Genomic DNA, 12987 nt, shown 5'->3' with positions numbered 1-12987 from the left:
CAGATGAGATGTTATGGTCGCCTCGATGAGGGGCCTGTGGAAGGTGATCAGTGGAGGAAACGCGATGACCGATAAAAAACCTGACGGTCCCGTACTTTTGTCGGGCGGTAATCCCCAGATTGCAAAAGGGGAAGGTGATGCGCCGGTTCAGGCCTATATTGCTGCCATGCCGGGATGGAAAAGCGAGGCAGGTCGCCGCCTTGATACCCTCATCGTGCGTACCGTTCCCGATGTGCACAAGGCAGTCAAATGGAACTCTCCGTTCTACGGTTTGAAGGGAGAGGGCTGGTTCCTCAGCTATCATTGTTTCGACAAATATATAAAAGTGGCGTTCTTTCGCGGCGCAAAGCTGAAGCCGATGCCGCCGGTCGAATCCAAGAGCCAGGACACGCGTTATTTCCACATTCACGAGCAGGACGATGTGGATGAAGCCCAGTTGGCGGACTGGATCAGGCAGGCAAGCCAACTGCCGGGCGAGAAAATGTAGGTTAGAGCGCAGATCGAAACGCGGCTGACTGGACTTTCTTGAAGCGGCGAGAAACTTTATGAATCGTTGCTTCAAAGTTGCGGGCATATGAAATCGACAAGATAAAACACATATCAAGGTTTATCTTTATTTCGATTTCGCTATGAATATTAATTTTAGCATATTCTAATTTAAATAAGAATAATTGCCATTTTATAATTTGTAATACTCTTTCAGTATCGTGTAGAACTGCAAGTTGATTGCCACCTGATCGGTGATGTTTTGCTGCGGCGGTAAAGAAGGGTATTCGGATGTGTATAGCCTGTAATCCTGGTATGGTGGCCTATCTGCGATCCACCGCCTCAAGGCGTGATTTTCTCAAATATCTCGGCGCTGCCGCCGCGACTTCGGCTTTTGCCTGTTCCGTGCCGGGCGGGGCCTTTGCGCAGCAGGCTGCGGCACCTGCAAGCGATATCATCTTCAAGGGCGGGACGATCCTGACCATGAACGACAAGGCCCCGCAGGCCGAAGCGATTGCCATTCGCGGCAACAAGATTTTGGCCGTCGGCAAACTGGATGACGTGCAGACGGCCATTGGTTCCGGCACGCAGGTGGTGGATCTTCAGGGCCGCACCCTGATGCCGGGCCTGATCGATCCGCATATGCATTTCGTGTTCACGGCCTTCGAGGACTGGATCGATGTCAGCCCGATCACGACGCCGGATTACGCGACCGTCTGGTCGAAGTTGCAGAAAGGTGTGGCTGATGCCAAGCCGGGCGAATGGGTGCGCGCGCAGCAGTTCGACGCCAGCATCACCCGTGACGCCAAAATTCCGACGCTGGCCGAACTGGATGCGCTTGCGCCCAACAATCCGTTCTTCATGCAGGAAAGCAACGGCCATATCGCCTATGCCAACAGTGCCGCCTTCAAGGCTGCCGGCATCACCCGCGAGACGCCTGATCCATCCGGCGCCCGCTTTGTGAAGGATGCCAATGGCAATCTGACCGGACGCCTTGAAGAGATGGCCGCGCAGCAGATGTTCCTGGGGGCCATGCCGTCTCCCACGGCGGCGGATATGATCGGGCGGGTCCAACGCCTTCTGGATCATGCAAGTTCCGTCGGCTGTACCATGCTGCACGATTGCGGCATCGGCATTATGGCCGGTGCGCAGGATCTGAAAATCCTCGATGCGGTTCTGGGCGAAGGCAAGGCTCCGGTGCGCTATCGCGGCATGCTGGTGTCGACGATCATGGATGAGTGGGAAAAGGAAGGGATCAAGCCCGGTCGCGGCAACGATCTTTTCCGCGTCGACGGCATCAAGGCCTGGGCGGATGGTTCCAATCAGGCGCAGACCGGCTATCAGCGCGAAAACTATCTGGGCACCGATGCACGCGGCGCTTTGAACTATAGCCTCGAGCAGGTAACGGATGTCATCCGTCGGGCGCATGAAGGCGGCTGGCAGGTTGGCGTTCACGCCAATGGCGATGCGGCAATCGATATGGTTCTGGATGCCTACGAGGCCGTTCTTGGAAAAACCTCGAACAGCGATCTGCGTCATCGCATCGAGCATTGCAGCGTTTTCCATCCGGAACAGATGGTGCGTATGAAGGATATGGGCGTTTCGCCATCGTTCCTGATCGGCCATGTGCGCTGGTGGGGCAAGGCGTTCCGCGACCGTCTTCTGGGGCCCGAGCGCGCTCGCTTCTACGATCCGTGTGCGTCGGCGCTGGCTGCGGGCCTCAAGATTTCGCTCCATTCCGACTGGAACGTGACGCCGATTGAACCGCTGCGCTATGTCGAGGATGCCGTCACTCGCGTAATGAATGAAGGCGGCGACGTGTTCTTCCCGGAAGAGCGTATTCCGGTGGATGCAGCGCTGCGCGCCGTCACCATCGATGCGGCCTGGCAGTGCCATATGGAAGACCAGATAGGCTCGCTGGAAACCGGAAAATTCGCGGACTTCGCCATTCTGGAAGAAGACCCCACCGCGCCCGATGTGAAGATCAGTAAAATCAAGGTCAGCGAAACCTGGATGGATGGCGCCAAGCGTTATTCGGCCTGATGGATGCGGCGCGGCGGCAGGTTTTGCGCTGCCGCCGCGTCGTCAACTTAAACGGCCCGGGTCAACCCGCCATCCACGCGCAAGTTCTGGCCGGTGATATAGGCGGCACCATCCGATGCGAGGAAGGCGATCGTGGCTGCGATTTCCTCGCTCTTGCCATAGCGCTGCATCGGAACGCTTGCGCGGCGCTCTTCTACCTTCGGCAGGCTGTCGATCCAGCCCGGAAGAACATTGTTCATGCGAATATTGTCTGCTGCATAGGTGTCGGCAAAAATCTTGGTGAAAGAGGCAAGCCCGGCGCGGAACACCGCCGAAGTCGGGAACATGGCGCTCGGCTCGAATGCCCATGCGGTCGAGATATTGATGATGACGCCCGACTTCTGCTTCTGCATTGTCGGCACGACCAGACGGGACGGGCGAACTGCATTCAGGAAATAGGTGTCCATCCCCTTGTGCCAGTCTTCATCGGTAATTTCGAGGATCGGCGCGCGCGGGCCATGGCCTGCGCTGTTTACCAGCACGTCGATACGGCCCCATTTTTCCAGAACCGCGTCCACGAGGCGCTTCAGATCGTCATTCGACTGGTTCGAGCCGGTAACGCCGATGCCGCCCAGTTCCTGTGCAAGCGCTTCGCCCTTGCCGGAAGATGAGAGAATTGCAACCTTGAAGCCGTCCTGTGCAAGCCTGCGCGCGGCGGCTGCGCCCATGCCGCTTCCGCCGGCCGTTACAATCGCTACTTTTTCTACTGTCATGGTGCGTTCCTTTTTTCAGAGTGTTGCGCGAAACGGCAACTTTCTATAACCATTTTTGACGTTATATCGGAAATCTACTATTCTTACGAACGAGAATGCGTAACACTAATCAGTAGAAAATCTATCGAGTTAGATTTATGAAAAGACTTCCCTCGCTCAACGGTCTGCGTGTGTTTGAAGTCGTCACGCGGCATTTGAATTTCCGGCTGGCGGCGGAAGAACTTGGCGTGACACAGGCGGCGGTGGCCCAGCAGATACGCGGGCTTGAGGCAGAGCTTGGACTGAAACTCTTTGAACGCCAACCCCGCACGCTGGTTATGACCGAACCGGCCCGTGCATATATTGCCAATGTGCGGCGCGCGTTCGATCTGCTTTCTGAGGCGACCGAGATGCTGCGACCTGAACCGCAGCACCTGACGATCAGCGTGACGCCGACCTTCGCATCGAAATGGCTGATTCCGCGATTGGCCGAATTCACGCGTGCGCAGCCCGATATAGAATTGCGCATTGTCGCCAGCGACAAGGTCGCCAATTTCCAGACCGATGCCGTCGATCTGGCGGTTCGCTACGGCGAGCCGCCTTTCGGTCCGGGGCTGAATGCGGAGCTGCTTTTCGAGCATGTGATTGTCGCCGTTGCAAGTCCGGTGCTGGTCGAAAAGCTTGGCGATCCGGGGCGGTCGGAAAATCTGGAACGCTATCCGCTGCTGCATGACGGGCATAATTTCTGGCCGCGCTATCTGGAAAAGGCTTTTCCGGATGGCGTGTCGACTTCGGCGAAGAATATTCGCTTCAACCAGACTTCGCTTGCCATCGATGCGGCGATTGCCGGGCAAGGGCTGGCGCTGGCAAGCCGTTTCTTCGTGGAAAAGGAAGTGGCCGCAGGCAGTCTTGTGCAGCCTCTGGCTACCGAGTTGCGGGTGGGCGCAGATTTCTATGCGGTTTCATTGAGAAAGCCGCGCCATCCGGAATCTGTTACCGCAGTGAAAGACTGGCTTAAAGCATGTCAAGCCGAGGCTTCTGGTGCTTCCAGCGGCATTCTCTGATTGCGGGTCGGCATGGTGATGCAGACAAGGCAGATGACGACCAGAAGAACGCCAAACCAGCCGAGAGCGGAAAGCCGCTCGCCAACGATCACCACCGCGAAGAACGCTGCCACCACCGGCTCGAACAGGGTGATCGTGGTCGCCACGCTCGTTTCGACGCGGCTCAAGCCGTAACCGAAACAGACATAGCCGAGAAACATCGGCACGAAAGCCATGTAGAGCCCGACAGCCGCATTGTTCCATGAAGCGAGAAATGGTCCGCCGGTTGCGATCAGCACCGGCATCAGCAGAAGACCGCCTATGCCGAAGGTCGCGCCCATTGCAGTTGTCGATGATATGCCGCCCTGCATCAGCTGGCGCGCGCACGAGGAATAAAGCGCATAGGTAAAGCCTGCTATCAGCCCGACCAGAGAGCCTGTGAGGATAGAGTTCCCGTCAGATGGGGCATGGGTGCCGCCATGTTCCGACAAGCTGAGCAGGACCATGCCGATAATGCCGATGATTGCACCTGCCAGCCAGCGCAGCGACGGGCGAAAGCCGCTTTGCCGATACTCGATTCCTGCCGAAAGAAGCGGGGCGGAACCGAGCGAAATGACTGTTCCGATGGTCACGCCAGCCATGCGCATGGAAGCATAGAAGGCGAGGGGATAGATCGCGACTGAGACCGCGCCCAGTATGAGGATGCGCCATTGACCGGCGAGCGCCTTTCGCGAGGCGATCAGCCCGCGCCAGGCGATTGCGGCTTGCGCCAGTCCGCCAAGGCCCATGGCCGCAGCACCGATTGCAGCCGCGCCGACCTCTGGCGCAAAGGTTGCCGCAGTTCCGGTCGTGCCCCAGATGGTGGAAGCGACGATGATGGCGGTCACCCCCAGAAAATAGTCTCTCGATGATTGCATTTTAAATTGGCTTCAAAATGGTCGCGACCATGGCCTTGGCTTCGCCCAGTCGTGCACTATTGCCTTCAAGACCAGCCCGCATGATCGCTCCTTCGAGAATGAAGGAAAGCTGCACGGCCATCTGCTGAACCCGGGGCGGGTCGTCGGGGATCAGGCCAGTGAGATGTGTCACAAGCAGGCCCTCGACCTCTTCCTTGTGTTTTCTTACCGCCTCGCGGCCCGGATCGCCAGCAGGCAGTTCGGCTGCCGCATTCAAGAGGCCGCAGCCTCGAAACCCGTGCTCATAGGCAAATTCCGCATGATCGCGATAGGCGTCGAACACCGCCAGAATCCCGTCCATCGGGTTTGCGGCTTGTTCCAGTCGCTTGTCATAGAGGTCCAGCCATTCGGCATGGCGGTGCTCCAGATAGGTTGCCACCAGCTCTGCCTTGGACGTGAAGTTATTGTAGAGGCTCTGCTTTGCCACGCCTGCACGCTGGATGATCGCGTCGATCCCGGTTGCCGAAATGCCTTCGTCGTAAAACAGTTCCGCCGCCGCTGCTAAAAGCCGCTCGCGTGCCGGTCTTGAACTCGTCGTTGCAGGATCGCTCATCACATTTTACCCGAGTAACTAGGTAGACCAGTCTACCTAGTTGAAAGATGGAGTCAATCATCATTCTCGTGTGCCGACGGTTTTAACCCCTTGTCCGTGGAGAGAGATTCACGTATCCGCTCTATTCAAGCCTGTTCCAAAAGCCGCCATCTGTGGCTGCAAATGGCAATTTCCTGCGTTCCGGTGCTCACGGACGTTCAAGTACGCTCCGCTCCGGTACTCGAAAATCACCATTTTCGCACACACATGTCGCTTTTTGATTCTGGCTCTCAGGCAGGTGGAACGGGAGGTCGTCCGGTGCCGCAGAAAGTTTCCCCCCTGGCGCCTTTCCAATACAAGACATTTCGGGCGCTCTGGTCTGCTACATTGGTTTCCAACCTCGGCGGTCTGGTTCAGACGGTCGGCGCTGGCTGGATGATGGCAACCATCGCCCATTCGGACGATATGGTTGCACTGGTACAGGCTTCGACAACCCTGCCTGTGATGATCTTTTCAGTTGCGGCAGGGGCTTTGGCCGATAATTTTGACCGCCGCCGCATTATGCTGACCGCGCAGGTTCTGCTGCTTATCATTTCGGTCGCGCTGGCGGCTTTTGCCTATCTCGGCATTCTCACCCCATGGATGCTGCTCAGCTTCACATTCCTGATTGGCTGCGGCGGGGCGTTGCATAATCCATCGTGGCAGGCATCGATGGGCGACATCGTGCCCCGTACCGATCTGCCTGCGGCCGTGGCGCTCAACAGCATGAGCTTCAATCTCATGCGCAGCATCGGTCCCGCCATCGGCGGTATCATCGTCGCGGCGGCGGGTGCAGCTTTTGCCTTCATTTTCAATGCGTTCAGCTATTGTGCGCTCATTCTGGCGCTATGGCAGTGGAAGCCGGAAACGGTCAAATCCACCCTGCCGCGCGAAACGCTTGGACCAGCCATGGTGGCGGGGCTGCGTTATGTCGCCATGTCGCCGAACCTCCTGAAAGTGATGTTCCGCGGCTTTCTGTTCGGCCTGTCCGCGATTGTCATTCTGGCGCTTCTGCCGCTCGTCGCGCGCGATCTCGTTCACGGAACAGCCTTGACCTACGGCATCATGCTGGGCTTTTTCGGGCTTGGGGCGATTGGCGGGGCCTTGCTCAGCGCCCGGCTTCGCGAACTTCTTGGCAATGAGTGGCTGGTGCGCGGCGCTTTCGTCGCCTTTGCGATCAGCTGCGCCTTGCTGTCGATCAGCCGGAATATGTGGCTGAGCTGTATTTTCCTGCTGCCTGCCGGGGTTTCGTGGGTTCTGGCGCTGTCATTGTTCAATGTCACGGTGCAGCTTTCCACGCCGCGCTGGGTCGTGGGGCGCGCGCTGGCGCTCTATCAGACGGCGACCTTCGGCGGCATGGCGGCTGGCAGCTGGCTCTGGGGTGCTGTCGCGGACGAATATGGCGTGCCGGGTGCGCTTCTGGCCGCTGCCGTGGTGCTGATGTTCGGGGCGCTGATCGGCCTTCTCCTTCCGCAGCCTGATTTCGAGGCCCTCAATCTCGATCCGCTCAACCGTTTCAGTGAGCCGCAGCTTCGTCTTGATCTGCGTTCACGCAGCGGCCCGATCATGATTATGGTCGATTACAGAATTGCACAGGAAGACGTTCCGGCGTTCCTTTCCGCTATGGCCTTGCGTCGCCGCATACGCATCCGCGACGGTGCCCGGCAATGGGCGCTGCTGCGTGATCTGGAGAACCCGGAAACCTGGACGGAAAGTTATCACGTGCCGACCTGGGTAGAATATGTCCGACATAACCAGCGCCGGACACAGGCCGATGCTGAAGTGTCGGAACGCCTCTTTGCGTTGCACAAGGGAGACAAACCGCCGCTCGTCCATCGCATGATCGAAAGGCAGACAGTTCCGGTGCATGACGACACACCGCTCAAAGCACATCTGGATCTGCATTGAGCGGCCGATTTTAGATTAAGGCAAAACCGGAATTTGACCCTGTTCAGCGGTTAAATGACACCAATGGGAGAAAAGCCTGCGCATTTCGTGTCGAATTTTGCGGCGAAGAACGGACAAAAGTAAGGCGAAATAAAGGCTAAAAGCCCAAGCGCTCACGAAGTGCTTTGCGATAGGACCGCGAGACCGGCCATGACTGGTCGATGCCGCGCATCCTGACCAGCCATTTGTCGATCATGCTTCTGTCTATGTCGGAGACCTGCAGGACATTTATGAATGTGGTACGGTGAATGCGGAAAAAGATGCTTGCCGGAAGCATGCCCGCCCATAGGCCGAGCGGACGGGAATCGAGAACCATGGAACCGTCGCTAAGCCATATCTCGCTGTAATTGCCTGCCGAACGAACGCCGATGATTTCCTCGGGCGGAACCCCACGCATCACCCCCCTTTTGCTGACATAGAGTACCGATGTCGGGTCGGGCTCTTCGTCTGAAGGCGGCTCGTTATCTTGTATGGAGTATTTTGCGTGGGCAATCAGGCTGGCGCAGTGGAACATGGCTTTGATTTCCGCGCGTGACCAGCGTCTGGCTTCCACGGTTGCATCGAAGCCGATGATCCCCCGCAGCCGGTCCTGATAAAAAACCGGTATGCTGAGAATGCTCTTGTTTCCCTGACGCAGGAATTCCGCCTGAATGAGGCGTGCGGTGCGCGGCAGACCTTTGACATCGTGGACGGCAACGGCCTGTCCCTCGGTCAGATAACGGTGCAACCATGCAATCAGCGTGGTGGGCACCTCCTGAAGCTCGGAAATATAGGCTGTGGTGTCGCCCTTACACCATTCATGCGTATTGCGAAACCGCAGGAGATCGGGTGTATACCCGATCATCCATGCCCGATCCGACCGCGATGCATTGCCAACGAAGGCAAGAAACTCGGAAACGGCGCTTTCGACGGGTTTCCGAAGCAGGTGCAGTGCGCAAACATAGGGCCAGTCGAGTGCCGGTGCTTCCGCACACTCCTCCTCGGAATAAATCCGGTAGGCCCCAAACGCGCTGTCCAAATCGCCTCCAAACATATTGCTTAACCGAAACACGCAGTCTCGTAAGAATGGGACAGTATATTGAATATAATTGTCCGCTATTTGCAATAGAATTCAGGAGGTAACTGCAACCGCAATATCGGATGATTCATCTGCTCTGGGCAGGAAAAAGATCCAGAATGGCATGTGCAGGGCAATGTGAACTGGTCAAAAGCCCCGGAAAGCCCCGGTATGTGTGGTGATAGCATAATCATACCGAGGCTGCGCATTTGCCTGATTCCGCCGAAGCGGTGCGCCGGATCAGATTAGTGATCATTACGACAGAAAGAAGTCTTACTTAATTGCCCTGTCGAATGCCTGTGGATCAGTTAGATTGAATGTAAATTAATTTCATATCGTCGGTATTTCATTTCAAATACTTCGCGTGGCCACGCCTCCGATTTCGACTGTCATCTCAGGTCAAAACCTTCAACCGATATCCTCGACCTGATCGAGATACAGACCGTATCCCTCAGCCTCCATCCGGTCCTTGGGAACGAAACGGAGCGACGCCGAATTGATGCAATAGCGAAGACCGCCGCGATCTACCGGGCCGTCGGGGAAGACGTGTCCCAGATGGCTGTCGCCATGTGTCGAACGCACTTCTGTCCGCACCATGCCATGCGAAATGTCGGTCAGTTCCGCGACGTTGGCGGGTTCGATCGGCTTGGTGAAGCTGGGCCACCCGCAATGGGACTCATATTTGTCGGACGAAGCGAAAAGCGGCTCGCCGGAGACGATATCGACATAGATTCCCGGCTCCTTATTATAGAGGTATTCGCCGGTTCCGGGGCGCTCGGTGCCGCTTTCCTGCGTGACGCGATATTGCTCCGGCGTGAGCTTTGCAATCGCTTCCGGATTCTTGCTGTAGGTCATGATGTGCGCTCCCTTGATGCCTATCCTGAATCTAGGACGAAGGAAGCAACTATTCCAGTCTGTCGCAATTGACGAACTGTTGAAGAAGAGGATTTGCGTGCGAAGGATTTTTCGTTCGCACGCGGAAGGCTCATTAGTCCACGGCAATCATCACGTCTGATGCTTTCACCACGGCATACGCAGCGCCGCCAGCTTTCAGGCCGAGTTCATCGACGGCCTCATTGGTAATGGACGAGGTAACGATCACGCCGTTGCCGATATCGATGCGGACATGAGATGTGGTTGCACCTTTGGTTACTTCGACGATGGTTCCCTTTAGTCGATTGCGAGCGCTTATCCTCATCATGCTGTCCTTCCGAATGTTGATTTCCATCGCCGAGTATAGAATGTTTTCACAACTTTGCGACTGGCTAAACCTCGCCAAAGCGGGAGCAATAATTTCTCGAAGATGAACCCTACTTTACGGTGGTCGGTCGTTCTCCTGGAAAGGTTTTGCCGACACTTGCCAGAAGCAGAATGGTGATGCCGCAGAGCGCTGCAAGCGTATAGAATCCGGCATCGTGATTGCCCATTGCGACATCGGCCCAATTCTTGATCTGAGGCGCGAAAAAATTTCCCAGATTGCCGATTGAAACAATGAAAGCGATGCCGCTTGCCGCTCCAATTCCACCCAGATAATGGGTAGGTAGGCTCCAGAACACAGGCTGCGAGGCTGTAAGGCCTGGAACTGCAATACAGGCGGCGAGAAGCATCAGCCAGGGGTTGCCGGTAAAGCCGATGGCAGCAAGTGCCACCGTTCCCGCGGTCACCATGCCCATGCAGACAAGCCGATGCCGGTTGGTCCGATCGGCGAGCACCGTGAAGTAACGGGTCGCGATGGCTGAGCATATCCAGGGCAATGAAAGGAGCGAGCCGATCAGCAGGTTCATCTCTCCGTTCGACGCCACCTGTGCGAAGCGTGACGGGAGGTAAAATGTCAAGGGTGCCGAGCCTATCTGAAAGAAGAAGTAGATGCCGATGAATGCCCAGACGCGAAGGTCTTTCAGCACCGACATTGCCGAATGGGGCGCGTGCGTTTCCTTTGCTGCTTCTTCCATGACGATGATCTGGGTGAGGGCGTTGCGCTCTTTGGGCGAAAGCCATCGTGCCTTTTCCGGCCGATCCGTCAAATAGAAGAGCGCGAAGAATCCAACCAGTGACGCTCCGAGTCCTTCCACCAAGAACATCCATTGCCAGTTGGTGAGACCAAAAATGCCGTGCTGGGTCAGCAGCCAACCGGAGAGCGGACTTCCCAGAACAAGTGCCAGCGGAACGCCGAGATAGAAGATGCCGGTGGCGCGGGCGCGCTGCTTTGCCGGGAACCAGTAGGTCAGGTAGAGCAGGACGCCGGGATAAAAGCCAGCCTCGCAAACGCCGAGCAGGAAACGAAGCGTGTAGAAAACCCCTTCCGTATGAGCAAACATCATGGCGGCAGAGACGAGGCCCCATGAAATCATGATACGGCTCAGCCAGAGGCGTGCACCGACCTTGTGCAGGACGAGGTTGCTCGGAACCTCGAAGAGAGCGTATCCGATATAAAATACGCCAGCACCAAACGCATAGGCAGCATCACTTAAGCCTGTGTCGGCTTGAAGATCGTCTTTGGCGAAACCGATATTCGCGCGATCCAAAAATGCCAGGATCAGCATAAACGCCAGAAATGGCAGAAGTCGCCTGGTCGCCTTGCCGACGGCGGAATCGACGAGATTGTCTTGCATCGTTGAGCGTCCTCCTCAATGCTGCCCCTCCGGGCATCATGATGGAGCGGAAACCAGCTATAATTCTCTGATAAATAGATATCATGTATATGAATAATGATTGGCGTATTTGAGGTTCCGCTTCGATGTTCGCTATATGGGCAACACAGTTATCCTCGGTATCGACATCGAAAATTCGATAATATTTTTATATGAAAACAGTTTTCAGTTCGCGAGTTTCGGTGCGCTGTCAAGGATTGTATCGAAATGTCATGATACGTGAATACAGCAGAGGCATAACTTGCGCATCTCCAGTAAGTAGCGAGGCAATTTGCGGGTGTGGTCTATGTAAAACAGGCAATTAGAGCGTTTCCAGTTAAAGCGGAGTGGCCGGAACCACTCTATCTATTTGTTTTCACAAACGTCTTCATCCCGAAACCGGTTTCCACTTTCGGAAGTCATGCTTTAGCTGCTTCTATCTTGCGTAAAACCATTTCGCATTATTGCGGGAAATACCTACCGACTGATCCGGACCCGCGGGAAGATTTCCATGGTCAGGTAGTGCTCGTCGAAGCTTGAGATATGAACCAGCGCCGACCGGTTGAGAAATTCGACCTCATTATTGCGAAAAATCAAAAGATCGTCTTCGCGCAGTTCGCGCAGCATTCGATTGATATGGATCGGGGTGAGTCCAAGCGCGTCTGCCAGTTCGCTTTGCGTCAGCGGGCAAAAGAAGTGGTTTTCATCGCCCGTTCCGTTGATCCGCGCCCTATGGCCCAACTCCAGCAGAAGATGTGCAATGCGTACAAGCGCACTGCGGCGACCGATGCTGATGAGATGTTCGATCAGAATGGCGCGCTGCCGGGCCATCAGTTCCATGAAAGTCATGGCCAGCCGCGGTGATTTGAGCAGGCTTTCGGTGAGATGATCCAGAGAGATTTCGAGGACGGAAAGCTCCGTGACCGAAATCAGCGTGTAATAATTGAAGCCAAGTCCGGTTCGGAAACCCAGGAAATCGCCTTTCATGGGAAAGTCGAGGATCTGTCGGTCGCCGTCCGGCAGATCGCGATAGATGCATCCCCAGCCGGTCTTTATGATATGGACCGAGTTGGCCCAATCCCCCTGACTGCTGACCACTGTGTGCGGGTCATAGGTTTTTGACGATATTGGCAGGGTGCCGAGCACGTTGAGATCGGTTTCTTCGAAAACCGCACCGATGGGTGCGCTTTCCAGAAAATGACGCAGCGTTTTTGCCTCTTCGGCATTTACCACCATAGAGCTCACCTGCCATTTCGCCCAGCACAAGAGAAGATAAGTTTTAAGTCTGGCGCCCCTCCGCGTTTCGTCTTCCCGGCTCTTTCCCAAGAGATTGAGCATCCGAAGAGTTTCAGCGAGAGCATTTGTTTTGGCAAGGTGGTAATTTCTACCACTAATTGGGTATATATACGCGCTTTATCTAAACCATATTTTGCCGAAACCCTTAATCTAGTGGTTTGACCGGAACGAAAGAGTCCGATCTGGGATTCCCACGGGCCTTGTGATGTGCGAGTCTTTAGAGATGC

12 protein-coding genes are annotated in these 12987 nt (G+C 55.9%); 4 read left to right on the top strand and 8 right to left on the bottom strand.

Translation table 11 applies throughout. From position 1 onward, the window contains the following. Positions 1-64: 64 nt before the first annotated feature. Together JNC70_RS12525 and JNC70_RS12520 are read left to right on the top strand one after the other, a co-directional pair. Positions 65-487, top strand: a complete 423-nt coding sequence (locus JNC70_RS12525; protein ID WP_104754378.1) for a DUF1801 domain-containing protein — start codon at positions 65-67, stop codon at positions 485-487. A 290-nt stretch (positions 488-777) separates the two neighbouring features. Then, positions 778-2529, top strand: a complete 1752-nt coding sequence (locus tag JNC70_RS12520) for an amidohydrolase (protein WP_104754379.1) — start codon at positions 778-780, stop codon at positions 2527-2529. Between the two features lie 47 nt (positions 2530-2576). Here JNC70_RS12520 and JNC70_RS12515 read toward each other — a convergent pair whose 3' ends face one another. After that, complete coding sequence (locus JNC70_RS12515) at positions 2577-3281, bottom strand: SDR family oxidoreductase (RefSeq protein ID WP_104754380.1); 705 nt, start codon at positions 3279-3281, stop codon at positions 2577-2579. A 137-nt stretch (positions 3282-3418) separates the two neighbouring features. Here JNC70_RS12515 and JNC70_RS12510 point away from each other — a divergent pair, with 137 nt between their 5' ends. Then, the gene (locus JNC70_RS12510; RefSeq protein ID WP_104754381.1) at positions 3419-4324 is read left to right on the top strand and encodes a LysR substrate-binding domain-containing protein; all 906 of its coding nucleotides are present in this window, start codon (positions 3419-3421) and stop codon (positions 4322-4324) included. On the opposite strand, the gene JNC70_RS12505 is transcribed toward JNC70_RS12510, so the two are convergent. Together JNC70_RS12505 and JNC70_RS12500 are read right to left on the bottom strand one after the other, a co-directional pair. Beyond that, positions 4285-5220, bottom strand: a complete 936-nt coding sequence (locus JNC70_RS12505) for a DMT family transporter (RefSeq protein WP_104754382.1) — start codon at positions 5218-5220, stop codon at positions 4285-4287. The two genes, JNC70_RS12510 and JNC70_RS12505, sit on opposite strands and share 40 nt — an antisense overlap. A gap of 1 nt (position 5221) precedes the next feature. Then, positions 5222-5812: a TetR/AcrR family transcriptional regulator gene (locus JNC70_RS12500; protein WP_104754383.1), complete on the bottom strand. Its 591-nt coding sequence runs from the start codon at positions 5810-5812 to the stop codon at positions 5222-5224. A gap of 297 nt (positions 5813-6109) precedes the next feature. On the opposite strand from JNC70_RS12500, the gene JNC70_RS12495 reads away from it, so the two are divergent. Next, complete coding sequence (locus tag JNC70_RS12495) at positions 6110-7738, top strand: MFS transporter (protein ID WP_104754384.1); 1629 nt, start codon at positions 6110-6112, stop codon at positions 7736-7738. 136 nt (positions 7739-7874) lie between these two features. Here the strand turns inward: JNC70_RS12495 and JNC70_RS12490 are convergent, their stop codons facing one another. The 5 genes from JNC70_RS12490 to JNC70_RS12470 form a co-directional block, all read right to left on the bottom strand. Beyond that, on the bottom strand, positions 7875-8795 hold the full coding sequence (locus tag JNC70_RS12490) for a GAF domain-containing DNA-binding protein (protein ID WP_104754597.1): 921 nt from the start codon (positions 8793-8795) through the stop codon (positions 7875-7877). Positions 8796-9242: 447 nt separating this feature from the next. Continuing rightward, positions 9243-9689, bottom strand: a complete 447-nt coding sequence (msrB, locus tag JNC70_RS12485) for a peptide-methionine (R)-S-oxide reductase MsrB (RefSeq protein ID WP_374788599.1) — start codon at positions 9687-9689, stop codon at positions 9243-9245. 133 nt (positions 9690-9822) lie between these two features. Next, on the bottom strand, positions 9823-10032 hold the full coding sequence (locus JNC70_RS12480; protein WP_012092797.1) for a TOBE domain-containing protein: 210 nt from the start codon (positions 10030-10032) through the stop codon (positions 9823-9825). 112 nt (positions 10033-10144) lie between these two features. Then, on the bottom strand, positions 10145-11446 hold the full coding sequence (locus JNC70_RS12475) for an MFS transporter (RefSeq protein WP_104754386.1): 1302 nt from the start codon (positions 11444-11446) through the stop codon (positions 10145-10147). Between the two features lie 495 nt (positions 11447-11941). After that, the gene (locus JNC70_RS12470) at positions 11942-12700 is read right to left on the bottom strand and encodes a Crp/Fnr family transcriptional regulator (protein WP_104754387.1); all 759 of its coding nucleotides are present in this window, start codon (positions 12698-12700) and stop codon (positions 11942-11944) included. Positions 12701-12987 lie beyond the last annotated feature (287 nt).

The sequence above is a fragment of the Brucella oryzae genome (assembly GCF_041929965.1).
Classification (GTDB): Bacteria; Pseudomonadota; Alphaproteobacteria; order Rhizobiales; family Rhizobiaceae; genus Brucella; species Brucella oryzae.
Note: the sequence above shows the minus strand (reverse complement) of the source record. Positions and strands in the feature narration are given on the sequence as shown.

What these genes read in the sequence shown, in the direction of transcription:
- JNC70_RS12525 (WP_104754378.1), top strand. Translation starts at nt 65, where the DNA reads ATGACCGATAAAAAACCTGACGGTCCCGTACTTTTGTCGGGCGGTAAT.
- JNC70_RS12520 (WP_104754379.1), top strand. Translation starts at nt 778, where the DNA reads ATGTGTATAGCCTGTAATCCTGGTATGGTGGCCTATCTGCGATCCACC.
- JNC70_RS12515 (WP_104754380.1), bottom strand. Translation starts at nt 3,281, where the DNA reads ATGACAGTAGAAAAAGTAGCGATTGTAACGGCCGGCGGAAGCGGCATG.
- JNC70_RS12510 (WP_104754381.1), top strand. Translation starts at nt 3,419, where the DNA reads ATGAAAAGACTTCCCTCGCTCAACGGTCTGCGTGTGTTTGAAGTCGTC.
- JNC70_RS12505 (WP_104754382.1), bottom strand. Translation starts at nt 5,220, where the DNA reads ATGCAATCATCGAGAGACTATTTTCTGGGGGTGACCGCCATCATCGTC.
- JNC70_RS12500 (WP_104754383.1), bottom strand. Translation starts at nt 5,812, where the DNA reads ATGAGCGATCCTGCAACGACGAGTTCAAGACCGGCACGCGAGCGGCTT.
- msrB (WP_374788599.1), bottom strand. Translation starts at nt 9,689, where the DNA reads ATGACCTACAGCAAGAATCCGGAAGCGATTGCAAAGCTCACGCCGGAG.
- JNC70_RS12480 (WP_012092797.1), bottom strand. Translation starts at nt 10,032, where the DNA reads ATGAGGATAAGCGCTCGCAATCGACTAAAGGGAACCATCGTCGAAGTA.
- JNC70_RS12475 (WP_104754386.1), bottom strand. Translation starts at nt 11,446, where the DNA reads ATGCAAGACAATCTCGTCGATTCCGCCGTCGGCAAGGCGACCAGGCGA.
- JNC70_RS12470 (WP_104754387.1), bottom strand. Translation starts at nt 12,700, where the DNA reads ATGGTGGTAAATGCCGAAGAGGCAAAAACGCTGCGTCATTTTCTGGAA.